The 24,866-nt window shown below is 44.6% G+C and carries 15 protein-coding genes; 4 read left to right on the forward strand and 11 right to left on the reverse strand.

Annotation, left to right across the window (positions count from 1 at the left end):
- Positions 1 to 122: 122 nt before the first annotated feature.
- The 9 genes from HMPREF2794_RS14650 to HMPREF2794_RS14690 all read right to left on the reverse strand — a co-directional run bounded on the left by HMPREF2794_RS14650 (position 123) and on the right by HMPREF2794_RS14690 (position 19,216).
- Entirely contained in the window at positions 123 to 2,684 is a 2,562-nt protein-coding gene (locus tag HMPREF2794_RS14650) for a glycoside hydrolase family 3 C-terminal domain-containing protein (protein WP_074759480.1), read from the reverse strand.
- A 22-nt stretch (positions 2,685 to 2,706) separates the two neighbouring features.
- Positions 2,707 to 5,634, reverse strand: a complete 2,928-nt coding sequence (locus HMPREF2794_RS14655; RefSeq protein WP_070751781.1) for a glycoside hydrolase family 2 protein — start codon at positions 5,632 to 5,634, stop codon at positions 2,707 to 2,709.
- Between the two features lie 238 nt (positions 5,635 to 5,872).
- Positions 5,873 to 7,591: a sialate O-acetylesterase gene (locus HMPREF2794_RS14660; protein WP_029425660.1), complete on the reverse strand. Its 1,719-nt coding sequence runs from the start codon at positions 7,589 to 7,591 to the stop codon at positions 5,873 to 5,875.
- Positions 7,592 to 7,599: 8 nt separating this feature from the next.
- The gene (locus tag HMPREF2794_RS14665; protein WP_010539000.1) at positions 7,600 to 8,622 is read right to left on the reverse strand and encodes a polysaccharide deacetylase family protein; all 1,023 of its coding nucleotides are present in this window, start codon (positions 8,620 to 8,622) and stop codon (positions 7,600 to 7,602) included.
- A gap of 48 nt (positions 8,623 to 8,670) precedes the next feature.
- Positions 8,671 to 11,535 (reverse strand): glycoside hydrolase family 3 N-terminal domain-containing protein, encoded by a 2,865-nt coding sequence (locus HMPREF2794_RS14670; RefSeq protein ID WP_010539001.1) that lies wholly within the window; start codon positions 11,533 to 11,535, stop codon positions 8,671 to 8,673.
- Positions 11,536 to 11,564: 29 nt separating this feature from the next.
- Positions 11,565 to 13,784, reverse strand: a complete 2,220-nt coding sequence (locus HMPREF2794_RS14675; protein ID WP_070751782.1) for a glycoside hydrolase family 3 C-terminal domain-containing protein — start codon at positions 13,782 to 13,784, stop codon at positions 11,565 to 11,567.
- 50 nt (positions 13,785 to 13,834) lie between these two features.
- A complete protein-coding gene (locus HMPREF2794_RS29945) occupies positions 13,835 to 14,743 on the reverse strand; it encodes a family 43 glycosylhydrolase (RefSeq protein ID WP_371490670.1) in 909 nt (302 codons plus the stop codon).
- Positions 14,744 to 16,167: 1,424 nt separating this feature from the next.
- On the reverse strand, positions 16,168 to 17,013 hold the full coding sequence (locus tag HMPREF2794_RS14685) for a patatin-like phospholipase family protein (RefSeq protein ID WP_055270631.1): 846 nt from the start codon (positions 17,011 to 17,013) through the stop codon (positions 16,168 to 16,170).
- Entirely contained in the window at positions 16,991 to 19,216 is a 2,226-nt protein-coding gene (locus HMPREF2794_RS14690; RefSeq protein ID WP_070751784.1) for a cation:proton antiporter, read from the reverse strand. Before HMPREF2794_RS14690 ends, HMPREF2794_RS14685 begins: the two co-directional genes overlap by 23 nt.
- A gap of 185 nt (positions 19,217 to 19,401) precedes the next feature.
- On the opposite strand from HMPREF2794_RS14690, the gene HMPREF2794_RS14695 reads away from it, so the two are divergent.
- Positions 19,402 to 19,920: a hypothetical protein gene (locus HMPREF2794_RS14695; RefSeq protein WP_022302514.1), complete on the forward strand. Its 519-nt coding sequence runs from the start codon at positions 19,402 to 19,404 to the stop codon at positions 19,918 to 19,920.
- Positions 19,921 to 20,049: 129 nt separating this feature from the next.
- Here the strand turns inward: HMPREF2794_RS14695 and HMPREF2794_RS14700 are convergent, their stop codons facing one another.
- Both HMPREF2794_RS14700 and HMPREF2794_RS14705 read right to left on the reverse strand, forming a co-directional pair.
- Positions 20,050 to 20,379, reverse strand: a complete 330-nt coding sequence (locus HMPREF2794_RS14700; RefSeq protein WP_224207205.1) for a DUF4907 domain-containing protein — start codon at positions 20,377 to 20,379, stop codon at positions 20,050 to 20,052.
- Complete coding sequence (locus HMPREF2794_RS14705) at positions 20,366 to 21,412, reverse strand: Kelch repeat-containing protein (RefSeq protein WP_029425661.1); 1,047 nt, start codon at positions 21,410 to 21,412, stop codon at positions 20,366 to 20,368. Before HMPREF2794_RS14705 ends, HMPREF2794_RS14700 begins: the two co-directional genes overlap by 14 nt.
- A 193-nt stretch (positions 21,413 to 21,605) precedes the next feature.
- Here HMPREF2794_RS14705 and HMPREF2794_RS14710 point away from each other — a divergent pair, with 193 nt between their 5' ends.
- The 3 genes from HMPREF2794_RS14710 to HMPREF2794_RS14720 all read left to right on the forward strand — a co-directional run.
- Positions 21,606 to 22,934, forward strand: coding sequence for a DUF4270 family protein (locus tag HMPREF2794_RS14710; protein ID WP_010539009.1), 1,329 nt, complete (start codon positions 21,606 to 21,608; stop codon positions 22,932 to 22,934).
- A complete protein-coding gene (locus tag HMPREF2794_RS14715) occupies positions 22,931 to 24,136 on the forward strand; it encodes a BamG family beta-barrel-assembly machinery protein (RefSeq protein ID WP_010539010.1) in 1,206 nt (401 codons plus the stop codon). The genes HMPREF2794_RS14710 and HMPREF2794_RS14715 overlap by 4 nt, the downstream gene beginning before the upstream one ends.
- A gap of 101 nt (positions 24,137 to 24,237) precedes the next feature.
- Positions 24,238 to 24,866, forward strand: a 629-nt coding sequence (locus tag HMPREF2794_RS14720) for a C1 family peptidase (protein WP_305764434.1), incomplete at its 3' end; no start/stop codon positions are given.

Below are 24,866 nucleotides of genomic sequence, written 5' to 3' on the forward strand. Positions count from 1 at the left end.
GCATAACCGTGCCAATGCGATGGCACAACTGTGCCAACAAGGTGGCACAGACTGATCAATCAGAAAGCATCACTTCAGTTCATGTGACTCTTAGTTTTTTCTGGTTCAAATTTAAATAAAGTTTATAAATCAATGACTGTTTGCAGGCGAATATCTTTGGAAGAAGCACCAACCATAATGTCAAATGTGCCTTTCGGTACTACAAACTGACCTTTTCCTACATCCCAATAACGAAGTTGCTCTTTATTCAACCTGATCTCTACCCGACGGCTTTCTCCTGATTTTAAAGGAACACGCCGGAATCCTTTCAGTTCTTTGACAGGAACAATACCTCCGGTCTCCGGTATTCGCACATAAACCTGAGTAACTTCATCACCGTTTCTCTTACCGGTATTCTTTAACCGGAAAGAAACAGCTACTTCATCTGCTTCGTCTTTTACTCTCAAATCGCTATATTTAAAAGAAGAATAACTCAATCCGTAGCCAAATGGATAAAGGACTTCTCCTTTGAAGTATTTATAAGTACGTCCTTTGGTAATATCATAATCGTCAAACGGAGGCAACTCATCCAAGGATTTGTAATAAGTGAGCGGTAAACGTCCGGCAGGATTATAATCACCAAACAGTACCTCGGCAACGGCAGTTCCTCCTTGTTCGCCCGGATACCAGGCATTCACAATCGCAGGAACATGCTCATCCATCCAATTGATGGCTAATGAACTGCCTGCCACCAGAATAACGATCATATTGGAATTTACTTTATAGATTTCCTGCAAGAACTCTCTCTGGTCTGCCGGGAGCTGAATGTCGTAGCGGTCTTGCCCCTCACGCTCTATCGATTTATTGATACCCATAACAGCAATTACCGTTTCACATTCGCGAACTGCTTTTCCGGCTTCTCCGTACAAATCGAGACGGGTTGCTTTTCCTATCTGCGGAACTTTCCATTGTAGTTTTGCAATAGCATAATCCCGATTATCGTAATATTCCGCTTTCAACTGATACTCTTTTCCGGCTTCGAGATAAATAGAAGCGGAATCCGTAGACACGGCATGCGCTTGCCATGCATCAATCAACATCTGATTATCAATGCTCAGACGGCAACCGTCATCTGATGTAAAGCTGAAAGTATAGCGACCGGAGATGGTCGGCTTTAACTTTCCTGTCCAACGGACAGAAAGCGGAGATTTGGGAAGGAACGGGTCGGGAGCCTGATTGGCAGGCTCAAAATTGATCCAGTTTTCTTTGCGCACTTTCGGCGTACCTTCCAGACGGGTATTATCAAAATATTCTGCCTGCAATCCTTCCGGAAAGTTCTCTCCCTGAATAAGTTCCAAACCGTCGGCGGCAGACTTCCAAGGAGCATAGACGACTTTCACCTGATCGCCTACCCTGTTTCTGATGCCTTGCAGTATGGAAACCGGTTCTACTACCGGAGCACCACTATAATCGCCAAACTCACACTTACCGGCATTGATACCGACTACTGCGATGGATTTCAGTTTGCTGGCATTCAACGGGAGCATATTCTTCTGATTCTTCAATAGAACGATACATTGACGGGCAGCATCCAAAGCAATTTGCTGATGCTCCTTCGAACCGATCACTGATGGAGATATTTTAGTATATGGATTTCGCTCCACACCATCAAACAGCCCCAGTTTCATACGGGCCGTCAGTACATGATAGGCTGCAGAGTCAATATCGGCATCCGATACCATATATTGTTTGTAAGCATTCAACAAAGGTCCGTCATAAACATCGTCACCACATTCAAGGTCAAGCCCTGCCTTAAGAGACAAGGTGGCTGCCGCTTCCTTCGTCTTCAGATACTTATGAGCATTTACCAGCAAAGCAGGGCCCCCACAGTCAGAAACAACATATCCCTGAAATCCCCAATCCTTCCGCAGCACCTTTTGCAATAACCATGCATTCAGCGTACAAGGCACATCGTTCAGTGCATTGTAAGCGGACATGATGGAAGCGGCCTTTCCTTCCTTTACACACATTTCGAAAGCAGGGAAATAATATTCACGCAGTTGTTTCTCCGATATCTGAGGATTGCAGACGAAACGATTGTGCTCTTCATTGTTGGCGGCAAAATGCTTGGGAGTAGAAACGATTTTTAAATAATGCGGATCATCTCCTTGCAATCCTTTCACGAAGGCTGTTCCCATCACTCCACTCAGAAAAGGGTCTTCACCATACGTTTCCGGTGTGCGCCCCCAACGAGGATCACGTGCCATGTTCACAGTAGGTGACCAAAAAGTCAGCACATCGCTGAATTGTTCTTTCTGTGCTCTTCCCTGATCCAGCTCGTTCCAGCGGGCACGCGCCTCATCCGAAATGACTGTGGCTACCCGTCTCTGCAACTCCGGATTCCAGGTAGCTGCCAGTCCGATGGCTTGTGGAAATACGGTAAAACGTCCGGGACGGACAACTCCATGTAGCGCTTCATTCCCATGATAGTATTTATCAATACCCAAACGGGGAATACCGGGAGATGTTGCACGAAGCAAACTTATTTTCTCTTCCACCGTTAAGCGTGAAATCAAATCCATTACCCGTTCATGCACAGGGGCATTTTCATTCTTATACAACTCCTGCGCGTGTATAAACGAACAAGACATCACAGACAAAGCACCTGTCAACAAAATCTTTTTATACCTCTTCATCATTATCATTCTACCTTATTTTCTATTTTTATTAATCTACAGGACCATCCATCAGCAAGTCATGTTTCTTCTCCTTCACATCGTGAGATTTGAAACCACCCCCGTCTGTCGCAATGCCCATTACATGAAACATCGAGTTCCAAAAGGCAGTTACCTCTTTCGTCCGCAAACGATAATCTATGACCGACAAAACCAAGTCTGTGTTATCTTGCAACGGATATGTGACCAAAGCTGCCCCTTCAGGCTTTTGTAGAGCCTCATACAATACGACCTGAGCGCATTTCCAATGTTCGGGAGAGGTATTAAACAGATTCCAGTCTGTGCGGGAAGCTTTTAATATAACATTCCCCTTCTCAGTTAATGCCCCTGTCAAACCTTGTTTCAGTATGTAACGGTCACCTTCCATTTCGCCAAAGTACAAGTCAGGCAGTTCAAAATATTTTCTCCAGGAAGAAGTACTGTCTATCTCTAAAGCAGTGGCTTTGCGATTTGTCAGCCTTACTTCTTCCGGCAACCAACGGGCAAAGTCATTACTCAGTTTTTGTCCGGTACTCAATGCCAGTACCATTCCTCCTTCCTTCTTCCATTTCTTCAATGCCGGTTGCATCTGTTGTAAATCTGATGCAGACACTAATTCGGCATCTACAATCCATAAGTCAGCTTTCTTCGGATGGGTGGTCAATGAGATTCCGGCCTGAGTGATAAAATCGATTAAGTCCGGATGAGCCTCCCCCAATAAATATGCAACCGTATAAACCGGAGCCGGACAGGCTGGCTTTACCGGATGTTTCACTTCCTTAAACGGTGCCCATTCACCACCACCGAAAGCAGCTTTCAGCGCATTAAACATAGGCAACGGCTTATATAGAGGAAGTGTAGTATCTAACCCCGGATTAAAGGTAGTGACATAGGGAGGAATGCGTTCATATTGATATCCCGGCTTGCCTTCTTCATAGGCTTTACCGGCAAATACACCATCCGAAAGATTCGGCAGACGACTAAAATCGTGATATCCCAAGTTCATGTGTTCCAATCCGAACCAACATACTTCCGAAGGGGAATAGTATGCAAGATAAGGAATGGCCATCTGTTTCACATTCTGATAAACATCGATTGCCAGTGCCTCACTCCGCCCTTTATAAGACAGATAAGCTTTTTCTCCGACAAAAGGATATAACTGGTGAGGACGTCCGTAATAAGTCGCTCCGGACTCACCTACAATCAAAGGCTTGTTCAATCCCTTGGGTAAATCTTCCAGTTTCAGACCATGGGAAAAGTGCTTGCTCCACACGGGGAGACGTCCGTCCATATCACGGTCTCCATCCAAGGTAAGGAAGTCACGGGTAGGATCATATTTCTTTGCGCTCAATGTCAGTTCCACCAATTTATCATCCCAAACGGCAGCTACTTCCTTTGCCGGTTTGTTCAGCAAAGCAATAGCAAACATCTCATTACCGACACTCCACCCTATAACAGAAGGATGATTGCGGTCACGCATGATCAATCGTTCCAAATGTTGGTGCGAACGCTCCCAGGTTATATCTTCTTCCAAATTCAAACGAATGGAACTACCGAACAAAGCTGTCTCATCCAGTACCATCAAGCCCATTTCATCCGCCAGATCATAGTAAACACGAGGCCAGGGTTGTGCATGCGGACGAACGGCATTTCCTCCAAAATCCTTAATCATCTGATACCATGCATAAGCAAAACGTCTCGAACAGATATAAGCACTGAAAGGATGCTGAATATCCCCGAAGCATTGTATTTTCTTTCCGTTCAACTGAAACTCATCTCCTACAATTTTAAATTGTCTCCATCCGAAACGGGTAGCTTTGCAGTCATATATCTGCTTCTTCCCGTTTACAGTCAGCAGCAGAGTGTATAGTTCGGGAGTATCAGGAGTCCAGTACTTTAACTTATCATCCGGTTTCTGAGTGATAATGACTTTCTTTTTCTCTCCTTTTTGAAGCACAACCGTAGTAACAGGCATGGTCAGTGCCGTATTTCCCAATGTCCATTTGATCTCAGGAGCGGTCAGAATGTCCTTTCCTGCCTGGTTGATCCATTCCCTGACTTCTCCGTTCAATGTAATATTTGCCTTTTTCGAAGATAAATTCGTCAACTCTACCTCTACTTTTAATTCATTCTTATCCAGCCAGGATTGTACAAACACGTCTGTTATCCGTATTTCGGGCACTGCAAACAAATACACATCCTGCCAAATGCCAAGCAAATAATCGGTATTGGAACCTGTGGGATAAGTTGCCCCCATCTTTTTATAAACGGGATGCGACTGATCGAATAGCTTCGTATCCCTCACTCCTACCAACAACTCATTTTCACCGTCACGATTCACATACTCGGTCACATCTGCCTCAAAAGGAAGATGGGCATCAAAATTATGACAAACTTCTTTTCCATTCACCCATATCACACAATCACCTGCCACTGCCTCAAAATGAAGCAAAACGCGTTTTTGTTCCCAATCGGCAGGAATACGAAAATTACGGCATAACCATCCCATACGGGCACGTACCCAGTGTTCCGGATAACTGGGAAAGTAAACGGAACTTGGAGTATACGGTCGCTGTGTTCCTTCTCCAACCTTACTACCTCTCCCCCAATCGTTTACACTGATAGCAGAAGGGATTTTTATCTTTACCTTTTCCCATTGATCCGGTTGAGGAGCAGCTAGTTCAGGCGCTATCCCGGAACCACTTTTCCACGAAGCGGGAACAGCAACGCATTGTAAATCCCAAAGTCCGTTGAGGCAGACTTCATCCCGATATGGTTTTTCCTGCGGGATGACCAAACCTTCCGCCGGAGAAAAATCACGGGAAAACACGACTTTCTGAGTTTGTGCAACCATCGTTCCGGAAAATATTCCGGCCCAAGCCAACAAGCAGTATCTAACACCTTGTGAAATCATTCTTCGTATCTTTTTTCCGTCTTCCATGATTATCAACCTTTCATTATTTAATTACCATTCTCATTAAATGCCGTTATTGAGAAATAATATTCCGAATCCCCGGTTAAAGTAGCGTGCTTCATATTGATTGTCAGATTCACTCATATCTTTCCATCTACCGATCCCTCGATAAAGAATTGATAAACTACCGGAGGATGCGGTGCGAAAACTGTTCTCCCTTTTTCCCGTTTGAGCCGCCCGCCATTTATTTGTTTTCCGGTCCGTGTTATTTATCCCAATTGTCTGTGCGGAAAGGGGATGCCGGCAAACCCTTCTCATTATACAAGTTACAACGAGGACTATTGGAAAAGCCGTAACGTACAGCCACAGGAACAGCAACTTCGCTGCTGGACACAATCACCTTATTGCCTTCAATCACTGCGTCTGCCCATACAAACTTACGGTCGGCACCCGCAATGCCGAAGCCCGTTAACTTCGTCGGTTTCGGATGAGGCGGTTCTCCTGCCGGTATATACGGAGAAGTACCCATCATCAGCTTTTTACCCTGATTGGTAAACTCCAGAATGATTTTATTTCCTTTCACTGACATTTTTTTATAAAGAGGTCCCATACCGACTACCTTCTCCCCATACGCCAACCTTCGGGCAGCAAGGGCCAGCCGGTGTCCGACATCGTATTTATCTACCGGATGTAAATCGAAAGGATCTCCCACATCAATCGTTACAGCCATTGCCGTATTAGGCAGGTTCAAGGCTTTCAACTGTCCTTCCCGCACCCAGCGCCAACCATTTCCTTCAACAGACGGTTGTTGGTCTACAGGCTCAAAATTAGGAAGCTGCACGTATACAAAAGGAAAATCACCGATTCCCCATTTCTCTCTCCAATCCATAATCATTCGCGAGAACAGAGTGGCATATTCCTTTGCAGAACCACCGGAATTAAATTCTCCCTGATACCAGATAACTCCTTTTATGCTCAAAGGGATCAAAGGAGAGATCATGGCATTAAACAGGTTGGACGGACCATTATTTCCTCCATGCGGTTTACGTGGATTAGGTGGACGGGGTACTCTGGGCTGCGGTTTGGGTGGAGCCGGCTTTCCATCTGCCTGTGCAGCTTTCACAGCTATCGCCCATTCTTTTTGCGCCTGATTCCATTCTTTTCCTACTGTCTTATCCCATTCTCTTACCGCTTCATCAAATTCTTTCTGTTTTCGGGGATAAGTGGCAAGTATTTCCGGATTATCTTTCACATTCTTCTCATAAGCAGTAACATAGTGAGCCAAAGCAGGTTCTTGCTTCAGTCCGGACAGACTGGTCCAGGCCTCAGCACGCGTACCTCCCCAAGCGGACTGGATAACTCCTAACGGACGTCCGTTAGCAGCACGCATGTCGCGCGCAAAGTAATAAGCCGTTGCCGAAAAACCCTGTCCATTGATCTTTGCCAGCATTTCCGGTGTACAAAGTACCCATCTGGCAGCCCGCTCGGGACTAGCCGTTCCCTGAGGAACTTCTATATCAGTCAACGGCTGCAATGCTGTATTCTTGGGAACAAAGAACAAACGCAATAAAGGATCTTCCGAACCGGCTATATCGTCAGCATATTCCTTTCTTACTTTAATTCCCCATTCCATATTCGATTGTCCGGAAGCAACCCATACGTCACCTACCAGTACATCCGAATAAGCTAGTTTATTCTTTCCGGTAATCGTCAGTGTCTGCCCATCTTTCTTCGTTTTTATTGGTTTCAGGTTTACTTTCCATGTCCCGTCACTATGAGCAGTCGTTCTCACTTTCTGTCCGGCAAAGGCTACCTCTATGTTTTCTCCGGCATCAGCCCATCCCCATATGGCAATCTTTGTGTCTTGCTGCAAAACCATGTGATCACCGAAGATCAGCGGCATCCGTACATCGGCTTTTGCTTTTGTCAGTCCAAAGCTTATGGATAACAAAAATATCCATGATATTAAAAGAAGTCGTTTCATTTTATTTATCAGTCTATATATACATCACTAAATTTCCATTCAACTGTGACTCGTCCGGAATCAGGGACACAATCAATCATTATTTGTTTATTACTGATCGTTACGGGCAGAGATTCTCTCCCTTGTGTTGCCTTCGCTTCAGTTACTTTATTTTCCGTTAAGATCACGAGCGTCAACGGAACCTTCACCTGTTTTTTGCTTAACTTGCAGTCCAGAGTAAAAGACACTGAATTGGTTCCGATTTCAATCTCTTTTATAGTGGTCGCGTCACGTTGCTTTATGTAGCTGCCGATATTACCGAAAGTATCGATCCAAAGATCTTTTTCATGCTTCTTCGCGTAAGTCAGATGAGATTCGAAAACATCAGGACGAAGCGGATCAAATCCATCTGTCAGACCATGAATCATAGCTACTCCCCATTCTCTCCGGCTAATCAGTTTATCCATCCATTGATTAATATTCTTTGCCGTGGTATCCCGGGCTCCAATACCTTGCTGAAAAATACGGGCCACCATATGACGCCTTTCTACAATCTTTCCAACTTGCTCATTGAAGCTGTTATAAGGATAGCAAAAAGAAACAGGGAAAATTCCCGTTTCCCTCCGGATAATATCAGCACTATTTTCTATCTCATTTTCAAGTTCCTCCGGCTCTTTTACCTGAGTCACCAGATTCTTATGATTATATCCATGATTGCCGATTTCAAAACCTTTAGCTACCAATGTGCGTATCTCATCCCAGGTAACACCTCCCCATGCTCCCGGCTTTTTAGCTTCGGCTTCCTGTAAAGTAGCCGAAACCTGTCCGGGAATAATAAAGAATGTTCCCGGTATCTGTAGCTTCTCCATGATGGGAGCGGCAATCAGATACTGATTGCGCAATCCATCATCGAACGTATAACTTACAGCACCAGCCTTGTCATCTTTAAAATTGCTGATTCGTAGCTTAACCAGTCCGTCATGAACCGGTTCAGTTGCTTTTACATAGAAACCGGCAATAATCAGTAACAATCCCAAACAAATACGATACATAATCGTTTATCTCGTCTAAATTATCATCAATTTACGACCCTCTAAAACTTATAAAGATACCATCTTATATTTGGTAGTAAACGCTACAGGCTCCTTATTCTCTTTCGCCAGCTTGAACGGAATCAGTTTTTCTTCGCCCGCCCCCAACTCATAATGAACTGCGTCTCCTGTCTTTTTACCACCAACAAACATTTCCACTTTACCTATATCCATCAAAGTGCCTGTGTTTTTTACACTTACCCACACAGTCTTTTGATTCTTTACAAGATTTTCTTCTACTTTAGACACAGTAAGATCAAAATTAGCCCCAAATTCATGCGTATAATTGAGCATCCCTGTGACTCCCTTTTTGTTATCACTATAGCCTACACTATGTTTGATTTCATTCTTAGCTACATAATCAGGACTCATTCCTCCTATCATGATTTTGAACTCACCCTTTTCCACGACTCTGTCCATCCGGTCATTGAGCAATGATATGTCATAAGGAGTCATTTCAAAAGAAACCGTCTTCGACTCTCCCGGCTGCAAATGAATACGGGTGAAGTCTTTCAACTCCATAACACGGGTTTTCACACTGGCATACATATCTGTCACATACAGCTGGGCAACTTCATCACCGGCACAGCTTCCTACGTTCTTCACTGTAGCCTGCACTTCTACATTTCCATTCGCCTTTTCCTGTATTTTCAGATTAGAATATTCGAATGAAGTGTAACTGAGTCCGAATCCGAAGCGATAAAGAGGATAATATTCCATATCTACATATTCGTAACGGCGTCCGGAAGTCTTGAAGTTATAATACAGCGGAAGCTGTCCTACGTGACGTGGGAATGTCATCGGCAAGCGACCGGCAGGATTATAGTCACCGAACAGTACATCTGCCATTGCCGGACCACCTTCCTGTCCCGGCAACCAGTTTACTAGAATAGCTTTACACATTTCAGACGCTTTCAGGATATCATAAGGACGCCCTGCCTGAAGAATCAGTATCACCGGTTTTCCGGTTGCACAAACTGCTTCCAGCAATTCCTGCTGTTTGCCCGGCAGGATTAAAGTCGCCCAGTCATTATTTTCCCCACATGTCTTGCGGACATCATTGGTCGCTTCACTGGTAGAGCAATCGCCCAGTACCATGATTACAACATCCGACTGGGAAGCTGTCTTCACGGCTTTAGGAATATTCGTAGCGTCCGGATTCGTAAAGTCGCATCCCTGTTCATAAAGCACTTTTGTCTGCTTGCCCACCGCACTTTTAATACCGGTCAGAACCGATTTCAATTGTCCCGGCAACAGCTTCGGCGTATAATCGCCCGGTTGAAGATCATCTGCACCGGGACCTACTACCGCAATCGTACGCAGTGTCTTGGACAAAGGAAGAAGATTCTCTTTGTTTTCTAACATTACAATAGACTCACGTGCTGCCTGACGTGCCATTTCTTTATGGCTGTCCGAGTTCCATCCCGGATATATCTTCTTCCAGTCCAGCGGTTTGCAAGGATTCTTCTCAAAGAGCTCATTACGGAACATAGTACTCAACATCGTACGGCATACATTGTCCAGATCTTCCATATTGATACGTCCGTCTTTTGCAGCCTGAATCACTTCTTTATTATTGTAGGTATCTCCACAGTTGGTTGCAATACCGGCAGCCAGTGCCTGATTGGCAGCTTCAATCTTATCTTTTGCCGTGTAATGTTTGCGGGCTGTCAGATTTCCGATAGCACCGCAGTCACTAACGATGAATCCATTGAATCCCCATTCCTGACGCAGAATCTGTTGCAGCAGTTCTTTGCTTTTAGCAACCGGAACACCCATATAATCAGAATAAGCCATCATCAAAGACTGGCAATCATAATTGCGGATTGCATGGCGGAACGGAACCAGATGAATCTCTCTCATTTCACGTTCAGACAGTCCTATGTCATGTGAATCGCGCCCACCTAACGGAGCACCATGTCCGCCAAAATGTTTGGGTGTAGTAAACAGTCCTCTGGATTGATAACCTTTGATCCATGCACCTCCCATCTGTGAAACCAAGACAGGGTCTTCACCGAAGGTTTCTTCGCAACGTCCCCAGCGTGCATCTTGCGCCACATCCAGCACCGGCGACCATGCCTGTTTTGTATTGGCAGCCACTGTCTCGTCACCGATCACCATTGCTACTTCTTCCGTCAGTTTCTTGTTCCAGGTAGCTCCCATCGCCAGAGCTTGAGGAAAAATAGTGGCGCCACTACCGTAAGAAAAGCCATGTACGGCCTCTACCTTTGTAATAGGCGGCACATACAAATGAGGAATACCGGGAATACCCCATCCTTCACGAATCAGTTCCATTTTATCTTCCGGTGTCATCACAGCCAGCAGGCTCTCTACACGCTCTTCTACCGGAAGCGATACATCCATATAGCGACGGTCGGTTACTTCTCCTTTGCTGTCTGTCAGTACTTTCTCTGCCACAAGTACAGAAATCTCTTTTAAAGAGAAAGGTTTATCCAGTCTTCCTGACTTGAAATTCAACTTCACATGGGCACCATATTTAGGAGTAAACTTGACTTTCATCTGTTTGTCATTCCCCTCGATCCGATAGTTTACGGGAGTTCCCAAATTCATAGGGTCGTAAGTGACAAAGATATCCAGCACCTCTTTCAGTTCATTCTTACCGACACCCTGCATCTGAAGGTCCAGTTCACAGACATCCCCGGGCTGCTGAATGGTAAACATCAGCCACTGTTCAGCCTTCAACGCCTGAGAGGGTAATGTCCACATCGTTTTTACATTCTTGTCAAAAGCTAAAGCGGCATTTTCTGCATTGGCAGAAGCCGATACCGATAATATATCGCTTTGTTGCTGAGCCATAGCTACTGAACATGACAATAGCCCTGCTGCCAACATCCATTTCATTTTGTTTTTCATACAATATTTGTTTTTCAACTATTATTAAATCATTGTTTATCTATCGTGTGTGTATTTCCTGTAATCTTTAACGTAGCTCCTACCCCCTTGAAAGGAGCAGCCAAAGTAGCTACGGGTGAAGAGCCGCCAACCTGTATCTTAACCGTACCCGCCCATACTTTACGAATACCATTTTCGTCAACACAGGACAGATCTTCCGAAGACAAAGAGAAAGTAACCCGTTGAGCTTCACCGGCTTTTAGCTGTATCCGCTTAAAACCTTTCAATGCTGTCAACGGAACCAGTATCTTTTTATCGGGATGAGATACATAGAGTTGCACTACCTCTTCCCCTTCGGTATGCCCCGTGTTTTTCACTGTAACCGTTACCTCTATTTCTTTGTCTGTGGTGCGACACACTTTAGGTAATTTCAATGAAGAATAAGCAAAACTGGTATAGCTCAATCCGTAACCAAAGGGATATAAAGCCTTCCCATTAAAATAACGATAGGTACGTCCCTGCATATCATACGATTCAAAATCAGGTAAATCACTGTCCTGCGCATAAAAAGTCACCGGAAGTTTTCCGGAAGGATTATAGTCTCCGAACAATACATCGGCAATAGCTTCCCCTCCGTATTGTCCGCCATACCAGGCATTCAATATCGCCGGCACATTTTGCGCTTCCCAAGGTATAGCCAATGCACTTCCTGTCATCATCACAAATACAGTCGGAATATGTTCGGCAACCAATGCTTTCATCATCTGAGTCTGAACGGCAGGCAGAGCGATTGTGGTGCGGTCTCCTCCGTCGAACCCGTCTTTACTGACCGGCATTTCTTCACCTTCCAGCCGCGGGCTGATACCGCCTATAAAGATCACCGCATCTGCACCTTTTGCCCGATTCACATATTGTTTCAGGTCATCTGCCGAAATAGTGTTCACATAATCCACTCCTTTTATGTATTCGACTTCCGTCCATCCGCCCAGACGCTCACGAATAGCCTGCAAAGGTGTTAACATGCGGGAAGGATTTCCATTATAGTTTCCAAGCAAAGATTCTCTGCTGTCTGCATTCGGGCCCATCACTACCACCTTTTTCAGTTTATTCTTTTGGAGCGGAAGTAACTGGTCGTTTTTAAGAAGCACCATTGACTCACGTGCCAGTTGTTTTGCCAAGTCCTGATGTTTTCGGCATTCCAATATAGAAATGGGAATACGCGCATAATCTACCAGTTCGACCGGATCAAACAATCCCAGGCGGAAACGGATGGTGAACAAACGCTTGACAGAAACATCCAACTGTTTTTCTGTGATAATTCCATCTTTCACCGCTTTCACCAAAGCCAGGTAAGCACTGTGTCCGCAATCCAGATCAGTTCCGTGGAATACGGCATCGGCAGCCGCCGTCGCTGCGTCCGGATGTGTTTTGTGATGATTGAAAATATCATCAATAGCTCCACAATCGGAAGTGACGTATCCCATAAAGTTCCATTTGTCACGCAGAATAGACTGCATCAACAAATCATTTCCACAACACGGCTGGCCTTGAAAAGCATTGTACGCACACATTACGCCGGAAACTTTCGCATCGACTACCAATGTACGGAAAGCCGGCAGATACGTATCCCATAAGTCGTAGGTGCTTACATCCGAATTGAAACTATGCCGGTTTTTCTCCGGCCCGCTATGTACTGCGTAGTGTTTGGCGCAGGCGGAGGCTTTCAGATACCGGGGATTGTCCCCTTGAAGTCCCTGAACAAAGGCTTCACCTATTCTGGCGGTCAGATAAGGATCTTCGCCATAGGTTTCCTGCCCGCGTCCCCAACGGGGATCACGGAATATATTTATATTAGGCGTCCAGTAAGTTAATGCGTGATATTGGCTGTAGTCTTCTTTTCGTTGTGTGTCGTTATAGATGGCACGTCCTTCGTCGGCTATGGAAGAAGCGACTTCCTTAATCAAAGCGTCATTCCAGGCCGCAGCCATTCCGATAGCCTGTGGGAATACGGTTACATGATATTTAGTGCGTCCGATGCCATGCAGACATTCATTCCACCAGTTATAGGCAGGGATTCCCAGCCGTTCAACAGGAGGTGTGCTATTCAGCATTTGCTTTACTTTTTCTTCCAGCGTCAGGCGAGAAACCAGATCTTCCACACGTTGTTCGACAGGAAGTTGCGGATCTCTGAACGGAAACTTTTCCTGTGCCAAAAGATGCAGGCTCATACTGCATGCAAGGATAGTTAACAAGTCTCTTTTTATATTCATACTATCAGATTTTTAATTCACAAGCAAAAATAGAAGGTCCGGTGTATCTGTTATTTAGTTTGCTTTACCATTTTTATAGTACCATCCGGATTGTAGTACAGCTTGTCCACACAAATGGAACGCAACCAATCCTGACCGGACAGTGCACTGTTGTGATAGAAAGAATACCATTGTCCTTTGAACTCGACAATAGAACCATGATTGGTATAACTGTCGGTAGGTTCCATATAAATTCCCTTGTATTCCCAGGGACCCAAAGGCGAATCGCTGATTGCATAACACATCCGGTTGTGTTTTTCCCCGTCGTCATGATTGTCCGAATAAGACAAATAATATTTTCCGTTATGCTTATGTATCCAAGTAGCCTCATGGAAATCTACCAGCCCTTCCATAGTCCGCATGGTACCATCCAGTTCTATCATATTATCTTTCAGCTTCCCTCCTTTGCAGATGCCACCACCGCCATTATAAATGTAAGCTTGTCCGTCATCATCCACAAATACACAAGGATCAATCATCGGGTCCATTCCTTCAATATATCCCTGCACTTTAAATCCTTCTGCGGGTTTATTGCTGGTAGCCACACCAATCTTCCAGCTGTCATTCCAATCCGTTTCACTGGGATGAGGGAAATAAAAATAGTAGGTACCATTTCTGTAAGCACAATCCGGGGCCCACATGAAACCTCCTTCTTTCCGTCCCCACGGCACTTGCTCAGAACTCAGGATTTCTCCATGATCCGTCCAATTGATCATGTCATCGGTGGAGAACACATGATACCGGTCCATCAAGTCGCATCCACGCGGAGGAGCAATATCATGCGAAGCATACACATACAATCTGCCATCTTTCCAGACATGTGCTGACGGGTCAGCAGTGTACATGTGCCGGATAAAAGGATTCGGACCAGCCGGATTCAGTCTGGTATTATATGCTATCGCTTTTTCCTTTCTCAGAATCTTAGCAGCTTCCCCCACCAATTTCAAATAATGATCGCTTTCTACTCCTTCTTCAATAGGTACAAATGTACTTTTCCCTACAGGGACCTTTTGGGCGCATTTAAAGATGGCAGTCCCTTCATCTATTTCATCAAACATAGCTACATAAATCATTTCGGCACCTGCACGAATGGCTCCCGTCAATTGCGTCCAAAGGAAAGAACCTTTATTGCGGGGAATAAACGAGTTATGATCTTTTCCTTTCAGATTTCCCCATGAGAAACCGGGGAAAACCAACGGAGCGTAATCCACCTGATTCTTCTTTGCCCACTGAATATCTTCTTCCACCAATTTCTGGTACTTGGGATAAGTCGTTTCATTATAACGCCCTACAAACCAAGGCATCATAATATCGCATTTGCGGATGAGTTCATGCAGTCGGGGGTCCGGCTCCGTATCTCCTTCCAGCACACGCCACTGAGTAGGTACTCCAAGCATCACACTGAATCCTTGTGATTTCAAGCCATCAATAATATGAGCAACTTCTTTCAGTCCGTAACGGCGATTATCATTAAATCCGACTCCCCAAACCGTAACCAGCGGTTTACCGTTGTGATACAAATAAGACGGATTCTTTGCATGGTCTTTTAATGAATAGCGTTCTGATATTTCTGCGATGTCTTTCAGCAATAACCGCTCTTCTCCCGGCTGCATGCCGCTCAGGTCGTACATCACACAGATAGCCCGTTCGTATTTATTAGCAGACTTCATCGCTGAGTTCAACACCTTATTAAAGTGTTTCAATCCGCTTTCATTTCGTATTTCTGTGATAAAACGCTGCATGAAGACACCATCCAGTCCATACTCCTTCATCCATCTGAAATGGACATCTACGGTAGATTCATCATGAGAAGAAAACACATAAGCCGGTTTGCCGTCAGCAAAGGAAAATTCGGTCTTATAGAGTTTCTTATACTCCGACACTTCCGGCCAAAGATCCACCGAACATGAGCCCGGACGGAACCCGTTGCGTCCATTATAATGATGCCAACCACGGCCCGAGCCGTCACCAGGGGTGTTGAACCACCCCTGATAACCTGCCATGACCAATCCTTTGTAAGAATTATACTGTTTCCCACCGGATTGTGCCATCACCCCTATTGAAAACAATAAATACACCAACAACCAATCAAACCTTTTTACCATGTTATTTTTTTATTTTTCATGTTATGTTATTAAGTCTGCCAAAAATTATTTTTCAGCAAAGTAAAGGGGCATCCCTTAATAAATACCACAAAAACCAATTAATAATGACTTAAAATCGAATTAATTGAGGCAAAAGAAGAGTATTTGTAGAAATATTATACAGAAATATATAAATATCACAGTTTGTAGTCCGCATTTCTCATGCGGACTACAAACAAATCAGGTCATTTATTATTTACTTAAACTTCGAACAGGTTTCTTGCGCAGTCGTATCCTTCTTCATAAAATTCCGTCAGTTTCTGCACATCCCGTTCAATCCGGTCCACCATAACCGGCTTCAGCGGACGAATGACGATAATCTTTCCTTCATCCTCCATTTGTTCCACCATTTCCAGCTGCTCATTGTAAACAGCACACCGACGGCTCAACGCTTCGCGCAACTTCGGATATTTCCGGTAAACAAAGGATGGAATACGGATATCTTTGGTATCTTTCCGATAACCGCGATTACGGGTAAGTACAACCACATTACGGGTGCAACCGTCAGCAATAGCCCGCTGCAAAGGAATAGAGTCTACAATCCCCCCATCGAGCATCGGAACATCATCCACATAAGTAATAGGACAAACAAAAGGCAGGCTACTGGACGCCCGTACAATATCAATCACGCGGCTTTTATCCCGTTTCTCTTCGAAATAGTTGGCTTCGCCCGTCACACAATTCGTTGTTACCATCACGAAACGTTCGGGAGAAGCAAAGTATGTATCATAATCATAGGGAAGAATATGTTCGGGAAATTCATTGAAAAGCAAATCGAAGTCAAGGATGTTACGTTTCCTGAACAAATGTTTCAAACCGATATAATTGTACTTCTCCAACAAGTCGATATTGCTGAACTTAGCACGCCCACGCTGGCGGGATGCATACGACAAACCATTGCAAGCTCCTGCCGACACCCCGATCGCATAAGGAAAACGAATATTATGATCCATTAAATAGTCGAGTACACCGCAGGTGAATACTCCCCGCATTCCTCCCCCTTCAAGTACTAACCCTGTATGCTCATCCAATTTCAAGTCTTTCATTTTTTTCTCCCTTATTCTTATTCCTGCGGATGACCAGCAAAGATGACAATTCCCGCATCACAAGCTCATCCTCGGATAATTTTGTATACGAAAGATGGCTCATTACCAACAATCCATCTTTCTCCCTGGTTACTAACTCTTCTACTCCTGCAAACCGTACTATCGTTATCTGACCGGAATAACGAGCCTGCAAGTCATTCATGCACCGACAGAACTCCTCATCGTCCGTATCAAAAAGAAAAAGACGCACCGAATGACCGTTTTGCAACATTATACTAATATACGAAAGCAAGAATATATCGATCATTCCTCCCAAAACAAAGCTAACCAGCGCTCCCTCCCGATAACCGCGATTCACAAATACGGCAACAGGACACTTCACCTGTTCCATTATGTCATCAATCTTATCACGGAAAAGCGTCAGCCACAAAATAGCTCCCGGAGTTCCCGGCATTTCGGGACGGTAATGGCTTCCGGCTCCCAAAAGCAACATATCAGGATGTTCTTTGCGGATAAAGTGAATCATTTCCTGCACCAGTTTATCCGTCACCCGATAATGATTGTCCACCTGAATATTCAGTTCGGCAGCTCTTTGATTGAGCAAAGCAAAACTTTCGCTTTCATAATGTTCGGCATCTAACGGATTCAAATCCGTACCCACCGTATAATGCGCTGCAATCACATGTTCTTTCTTCAACTGCTTCCCAAACAATAAATCATAAATGGAAAGCAGACTACGTCCGGATTCCGGACGACCAAAGCAAAATATAAGTTTGCGCTTCAAAGATAACTTTTCTTCCCGATGTACAAAGAAACGTCCGACCAAATGTAGCAGCGGAGTAGTCATAAAGGTTGTAACTAGCGCCATAATGACCAAAATTACGAAAATAGACGGAGGTAGTACTCCCATTTCATAACCGATATTCAATGCAACCAATTCCATCAATCCGCGTGTATTCATCAAGGTGCCGACCGTCAGACTGTCTTTCCACGACTCACCCACCAGACGGGCAGCTATGGCACAACCTCCAAGTTTGCCGACGATAGCCACTGTCACCAACAGCAAACACACCATCCACAGTTCCGGACTGTTGATCAGACCTATCTCCGTACGCAACCCCGTAAACGCAAAGAACAACGGCAGGAAAAAGACCAAAGAAATATCTTCCACCTTTTCCATCATCACCTTGCGGAAACCCAGATTCGAGGGCATCACCACCCCCGCCATAAAAGCTCCAAACAAAGCATGAATACCGATAATCTCGGTCAGGCAGGAAGAAATGATAAGAATCAACAGGATAAATGCCACAAACGTTTTATTGATTGCCTCCTTATTGGCATATACCTCCCCCACCTTTTTCAGAAACGGACGGACCACCAGAAACATTACTGCAATATAGACTACGGCCAACCCTACGGAATAAAGTGCACTGGCAAAGCTACCCGCCTTTGAGATAGCAATAACCACAGCCAGCAAACACCAGGCAGTTACATCATCATTGGCAGCAGAAGCAATCGCAAGAGTCCCCAAGGGAGTTTTGGTCATATTTCGTTCCTGAATGATACGCGCCAGCACAGGGAAAGCAGTAATACTCATGGAGATACCTATAAACAAGGCAAAAGGTAAAAAGGGCGTATGATCGGCGGCATACGTTTCATAAATCCAGTAAGAGGACAGGATACCGAGAAAGAAAGGTACCAAAATCCCGGCATGACTGATCACCAGCGTTTCATTAATCTTATTTTTCAGCACACTGAAATCCAGTTCCATGCCGATAACGAACATAAAAAGGATCAATCCGACCTGGCTCAGCAGTTCAAGATTGGTCAGCGAGTGGACAGGGAACAGAAAGTGAAAAGCTTCCGGGAAAAAAAATCCCAGGACAGAAGGCCCCAAGACAATGCCGGCTACGATTTCCCCAATCACCCCCGGCTGTCCGATGAGACTAAACAAATAGCCGAAAAGACGTACCATTAATAATACGGCAATAATCTGGATAAGCAATGTCGTCAGCGGATGATGCAGATTATCTTGCATAAATTGAAGAAACATGGCAAAAGGACCCTCCTGTACCATGTTTAACGTATTTGCCGCGTGATGTGAAAACCTGTCGCCTTCTTCAATAGCAACATAAATCAGCCCTCCAAACAGAAGGAGCATAAGTACATAGATGATGTAATTCTTCCGGGCTTTATTCGGCATAAACTTGTTTTTTGCTATTTGTTGCATAATTATAATAAAAACAAACGAAAAAGGCAGATAGTTTGGCAAAAATAATAAATATTCAAACAATATCTTGTTTTTTTGCTTCAATCTATGTAACTTTAGGCTAGCTTAATTGTTTAAGTAGGAAAATTCAAAAAAAGTCCTGCCCGCAGGCAAGCACTATGAGAATACAGTTTGAAATTAAAGAAAAGTTGCCGGAAATTATTCAGGAAATTCTACATTCCGACAAATGGCAAACTTCCGTGAAGGAAGAAATCAGCGGTCGGACGACCGTGGTAATTCGTGATCAAGCGTATGGTTCAGAAGCAACCATTGAGATTTATGCTCAGTCAATAGAAATCAAAACCGCCTGGTCAAAGTACTTCTACCGTATATTTACAGCCAACGATCTCGTCTGGTGTGAATATAATGGTGCCTATCGTGGATTACTGGAACAAGTGCTCTTACCAACCATTACTCCTAAAGAAAGCCTGCTTGATTCTGATGTTACGGAGAGTTCACTCTATGGTCGTGAACATAAAAAATTGAGAGAATATGCCGAAGATAATCTGAAGCTGAAACAATTCCGCCGGGAGAACTTCAATGAACAGAGGAACGGAACCGCAGCATTCGACCATCCGAAACGGGTATATGATGAGTTTATAAAAGAGGACTATGTAGTGACACCCAAGACAGAATAATAAATCAAAGGAAGGGGGAATAAATCCAAGGTATTATATCAGTGCGGATAATAAGAATCACGTGAATTTCATTTCATAGAATTCTAATTATCCGCACTTTAGATATAATCTTGTGCCAATAAGGCGGCACTAATGTGTAATGCCCAAACCTTTCAAATCTTCTTTCGACACGGTAAAATCCTGTCCCGTTCTGATCCGTTCCAGTACTAAGTCTCCTACATGCCGGGCATCCTGTTCTGTCCGGAAAGTCTTTCTCCCGGTGACAGCCGGAATAAAAGGCTGGGCAATAATCACACGTTCTCCTTTATAAATCTGATAGCCATATCCGATACTATCTTCACCTTGTATCACTTCCAAATGATATGGGTCAGAGAGGTTCACCTTCTTATAGCAAGTAATTCCTCCGCCCAACAGCAGAACAATAAGACCAATACCTATCCACTTTTTATTTCTCTTCATATTCATAAGGCTTCAATTCCCAAGTATCATCATAGAATGAAGAGGAGGAAGTTCCGGTGCCACCGGTAGCGACAATTCCCCGTTTACCTGTCGAAAAACAAACCGCTTTCACACGCGAACTGCCTTCAAAATCCGTCAGGTCTTCTCCATCCCACAAGTCCGTTGCCGGATCATATATCCAGTAATTAGAACGAAGGCTCGATGAGGATGTTTGTCCCAAAGCGATATATCCTTTGCCATCAATCACAAAAGCACAGCCATAACAGCGTACAATCGAGGTATAATCATCATCGTAATCATCGTCGCTTGAATCTTTGATATCCCGTAACTGTTTCCAGGGCGTGCTTTGTGAAGGGTCGAAACACCAGAAATCATAAACGTCCGCATTATTATTTTCGCCTCCGCAGATGTAGGCTATATCATCAATGACAAAGACCATCCCTCCCTGACGTTTCTGTCCGCCGAACCCATTAATGATTGTCCACTGCGAACCGGAAGCAGCCGAAGGATCAAACTGATAAAAATCTTTCAGGTAATTATCGTTATACCCCGTACCGACATAACCATAATTTCCTATACCAAATCCCAGTGCATACATACGGGCACCTCCCCCGAAGGGGTCCATCTGTTTCCAGTTTCCCGTCGCCGGGTCGTATTCCCAACAATCATCCAGATAGTCATTGGCATCTTTGTCATATCCACCGACAATATATCCTTTGGTACCTACAGCAAATCCTGTAGCGGCATTCCGTGCGATAGCCTCATCGGGCATATCTTCACACTGTGTCCACCAGTCATTGTCAATATGGTATTCCCAAAGGTCCTTCAGGCGTTCCTTCTTGCTCCCCCGGTACCCACCGCAGAGATAGCCTTTATTGCCAATAGTAAATCCGGCGGCATCCATACGCGCCACTCCGTCAAAATCCGAACGACGATACCAAACTCCGGCTGTATACTCCGTATCTTCCGTACATGCAGCCAGCGACAATAGTGCAACCAGCATCCAAAGTAATCTATTCATTTTTTTATTCATTAAAATTTGTCGTTAAATACAGCCGCAAATGTAGGGGGCAACGGCTATGAATAAAAAAACTATCGACAAACAGAAACATTCTGTCTACCAACAAAATTGAAGTCGATAAATAGACAGACTTAGTCGATAGTTTTTGGGGAACCTCCCTAAATGTCCTTCTTTTGCCGCCACAAAACCAATTGAATTATTGTTCATGAAATCATTGATAACACTTCTTTTTATTTTGATATTCTTCTCCTTTTTCGCCTGCCAGAACGATGCGTCTTTAGTAGGAGGAAAATGGGTGGAAAGTTCGTTCCGGAATGTACAGACAGATACGTGTACGGTATTGCTCAGTACACTCCTGAGCGATTCGCTTGCCACTTCCGGAGATACTGTATGCCAGATAGGACACCGCAAGGACGCGTTGTGGGGAGAAATCACCGCTTCCTTTTATGCGGAGTATGAAGTACCTTCCGTCTCTTTTGACGAAAGTATCGATTACCTGTTCGATTCCATTACGATCCGCCTTTATTCTTCGGGCGACTATCTGGGAGACACATTGGTCACCCAGCGGATTTCGATGTATCCCCTGACAGAAAATATCCAACTGGACGATGCGAATTATTTATATAGTACCAGCAATATAGCTTATGACAGCCAGAACCCACTGAGTTCTTTCAGCTTCACTCCCACTCCCGGACGACGGAGCAAGGAACTGGAAGTCCGCCTGCCCGACGAATGGGGCAAGGAATGGTTCAACCTGCTGCTGGAAGACAACCGGGTAATGGAGTCACAAACCTTTTTTCAGAATTATTTCAAAGGTATCGCCTTCATTCCGGATATGAACGCCGCATGCGTCAATGGATTTCAGGTGAATGATTCCAGCTTCTGCATCACGCTCTATTACCATTCGCTGACGGAGGTCATCACTGAAAAGGAACTGGTATTCAATGCAAGCACTACGCTTACCTTTAATAAAATAGAGTACGACCGGAACGGCACACCGCTAGAGGATCTGCAAAGCGGAGACGACAACGCGTTATCCACCTCTCTGAGCAACCACCAGGCATATATGCAGGGAATGACGGGCATGTACATCTCCATTGATTTTCCCCATCTCAACAATCTTTGTATGGAAGGTGACCTGGTGACCATCGAAAGTGCCACCTTACAATTATATCCGGTAAAAGGGACTTATGGAGGAATGTATCCGCTTCCCCAAACACTGTCACTTTATACCGCCAACAAAGACAATGTGACGCAGGGAGTTATCACGGACCTTACAGGAAACTCCGTACAAACCGGAAATCTCGTCGTCGATGAAGTGACCTACGAAAAGACTTATTACTCATTCGATCTCACCTCTTTCCTGCAAACAAATCTGGGAACGACCGGTTACAACCGACAAAAGCTGCAACTAATCCTTCCGGACAATCTGTTTTTCACGACTCTGCAAGGTGTCATTTTCGGTGACGGAGATAACACGACCAACCGAGAAACCACCAAACTTATCATACTTTACAAAACCTATCAAAAATGAAAAAGATTTTGTTTTGCATTTTGGCTCTTTACAGCCCTGTCTCCATACTGATCGCTCAAAATACCACCAATTCACCTACCTCCATGTTCGGCTTGGGAGAAATCTCTACCGGTGAAGGCGGACAATATGCAGGTTTGGGAGGCGCAGGCATCGCCCTGCGTGGAAGCAATTTTCTGAACACCGCCAATCCCGCATCACTCACCGAACTTACCGAACAGCGGTTTCAGATAGATGCCGGTATTATGGGATCTTACCAGAACTATACACAACGGGGAGCCAGCAATCATTCCGTCACAGGAAACCTGAACAATCTAAGTATTGGTTGCCGGATTATCCCCCGCTGGTATGGAGCCGTTTTTTTGGCGCCCGTGAGCAGTGTAGGATATGCCATCACACTGGATGAAGAAATAGCAGGCACTAATGGAAGCACCGTTTCCTCTCTTTTTCAAGGAGAAGGAGGGCTTTCCAAGATGGGAGTCAGCACGGCGTACCTGTTTGACAAAGGTCTTTCCGTCGGCACCAACCTTTCTTATGTCACAGGAACGATCACTCAAACTGAAACACAAGGCAACGCCACCGAAGAAACCAGTTCTTACAAACATACCTTTTATGCCGATTTTGGTATTCAGTACAAATGGGCAATCGACCGCGAACGTTTCTTCGTTGCCGGAGCCGTATACGGATACTCACAGAACTTCAGGCAAGAGAATAACCTCTACGTCAGCAGCAGTTCAGGAGGAGAAGATATTGAAAGCAGCCTGAAACGGTACCGTCAGTGCCTTCCACAATTTTTCGGTGTAGGAGCATCCTACAACTGTCTGCGCTGGATGGCAACCATCGACTATAAATACATTGACTGGAGCCGGATGGAGTCTTCGCAGTCCAACGTCAGTTTTCAGAACCAGCACCGGCTATCCCTGGGAGGAAAATATACGCCGGGCAATGTGTACCGTAACCCGGTCAGCCTGTTACTGGGAACGGGAATCAGCAATTCATACATCGTTATCCAAAAGAAGAAAGCGACCGATTATTACATCAGCACCGGACTAAATTTCGGATTACGCAATAATAATGTACTCTCTTTCGGCCTGAAATACAAAGGTCAGATGAAGGTCCCTAACGGTATGCAAAAAGAAAACAGCTTCTCTTTGTTCTTAAATATCACCTTCTCCGAACGGACCTATCGCGCTAAGATACAGTAATATTCATTCTTTTTTTATGCAATTTGAGTACAAAAAGACGGATTTCAAGAGAGGAATCCGTATATTTGTAGCCAAAACAATTTAATATTAATTTCATCAGAATGAAAAAGAGTATCCTTATCGCTGCCTTAGGCTTGTTCAGCCTGAGCGCAATGGCACAAGACGCAAAACCCGAAGAGGGCTTCGTTTTCACAACAGTGAAAGAAAATCCGATTACCTCCATCAAAAACCAGAACCGTTCGAGCACCTGCTGGAGCTTCTCTGCTTTGGGATTTCTGGAATCAGAACTACTTCGTTTAGGTAAAGGCGAATATGACCTTTCGGAAATGTTTGTTGTACACAAAACAATGGAAGACCGTGGAGCAAACTACGTACGCTATCATGGCGACAGTTCTTTCTCTCCCGGTGGAAGTTTCTATGACATTATTTACTGTATGAAGAACTACGGTCTTGTTCCGCAGGAAGCAATGCCGGGTATCATGTACGGTGATTCACTGCCGGTACACAACGAACTGGATGCCGTAGCAGAAGGTTACATCAACGCTATCGCCAAAGGTAAACTCACTAAGCTGACTCCGGTATGGAAAAAAGGTCTTAGCGCTATCTACGATACTTATCTGGGAGCATGCCCGGAAAACTTCACTTACAACGGTAAGGAATATACTCCGAAAACTTTCGCTGAATCACTCGGACTGAAAGCTGAAGACTATGTATCACTGACTTCTTACAC

The organism is Bacteroides sp. HMSC067B03 (genome assembly GCF_001811315.1).
In the GTDB taxonomy this organism is placed as follows: Bacteria; Bacteroidota; Bacteroidia; order Bacteroidales; family Bacteroidaceae; genus Bacteroides; species Bacteroides faecis.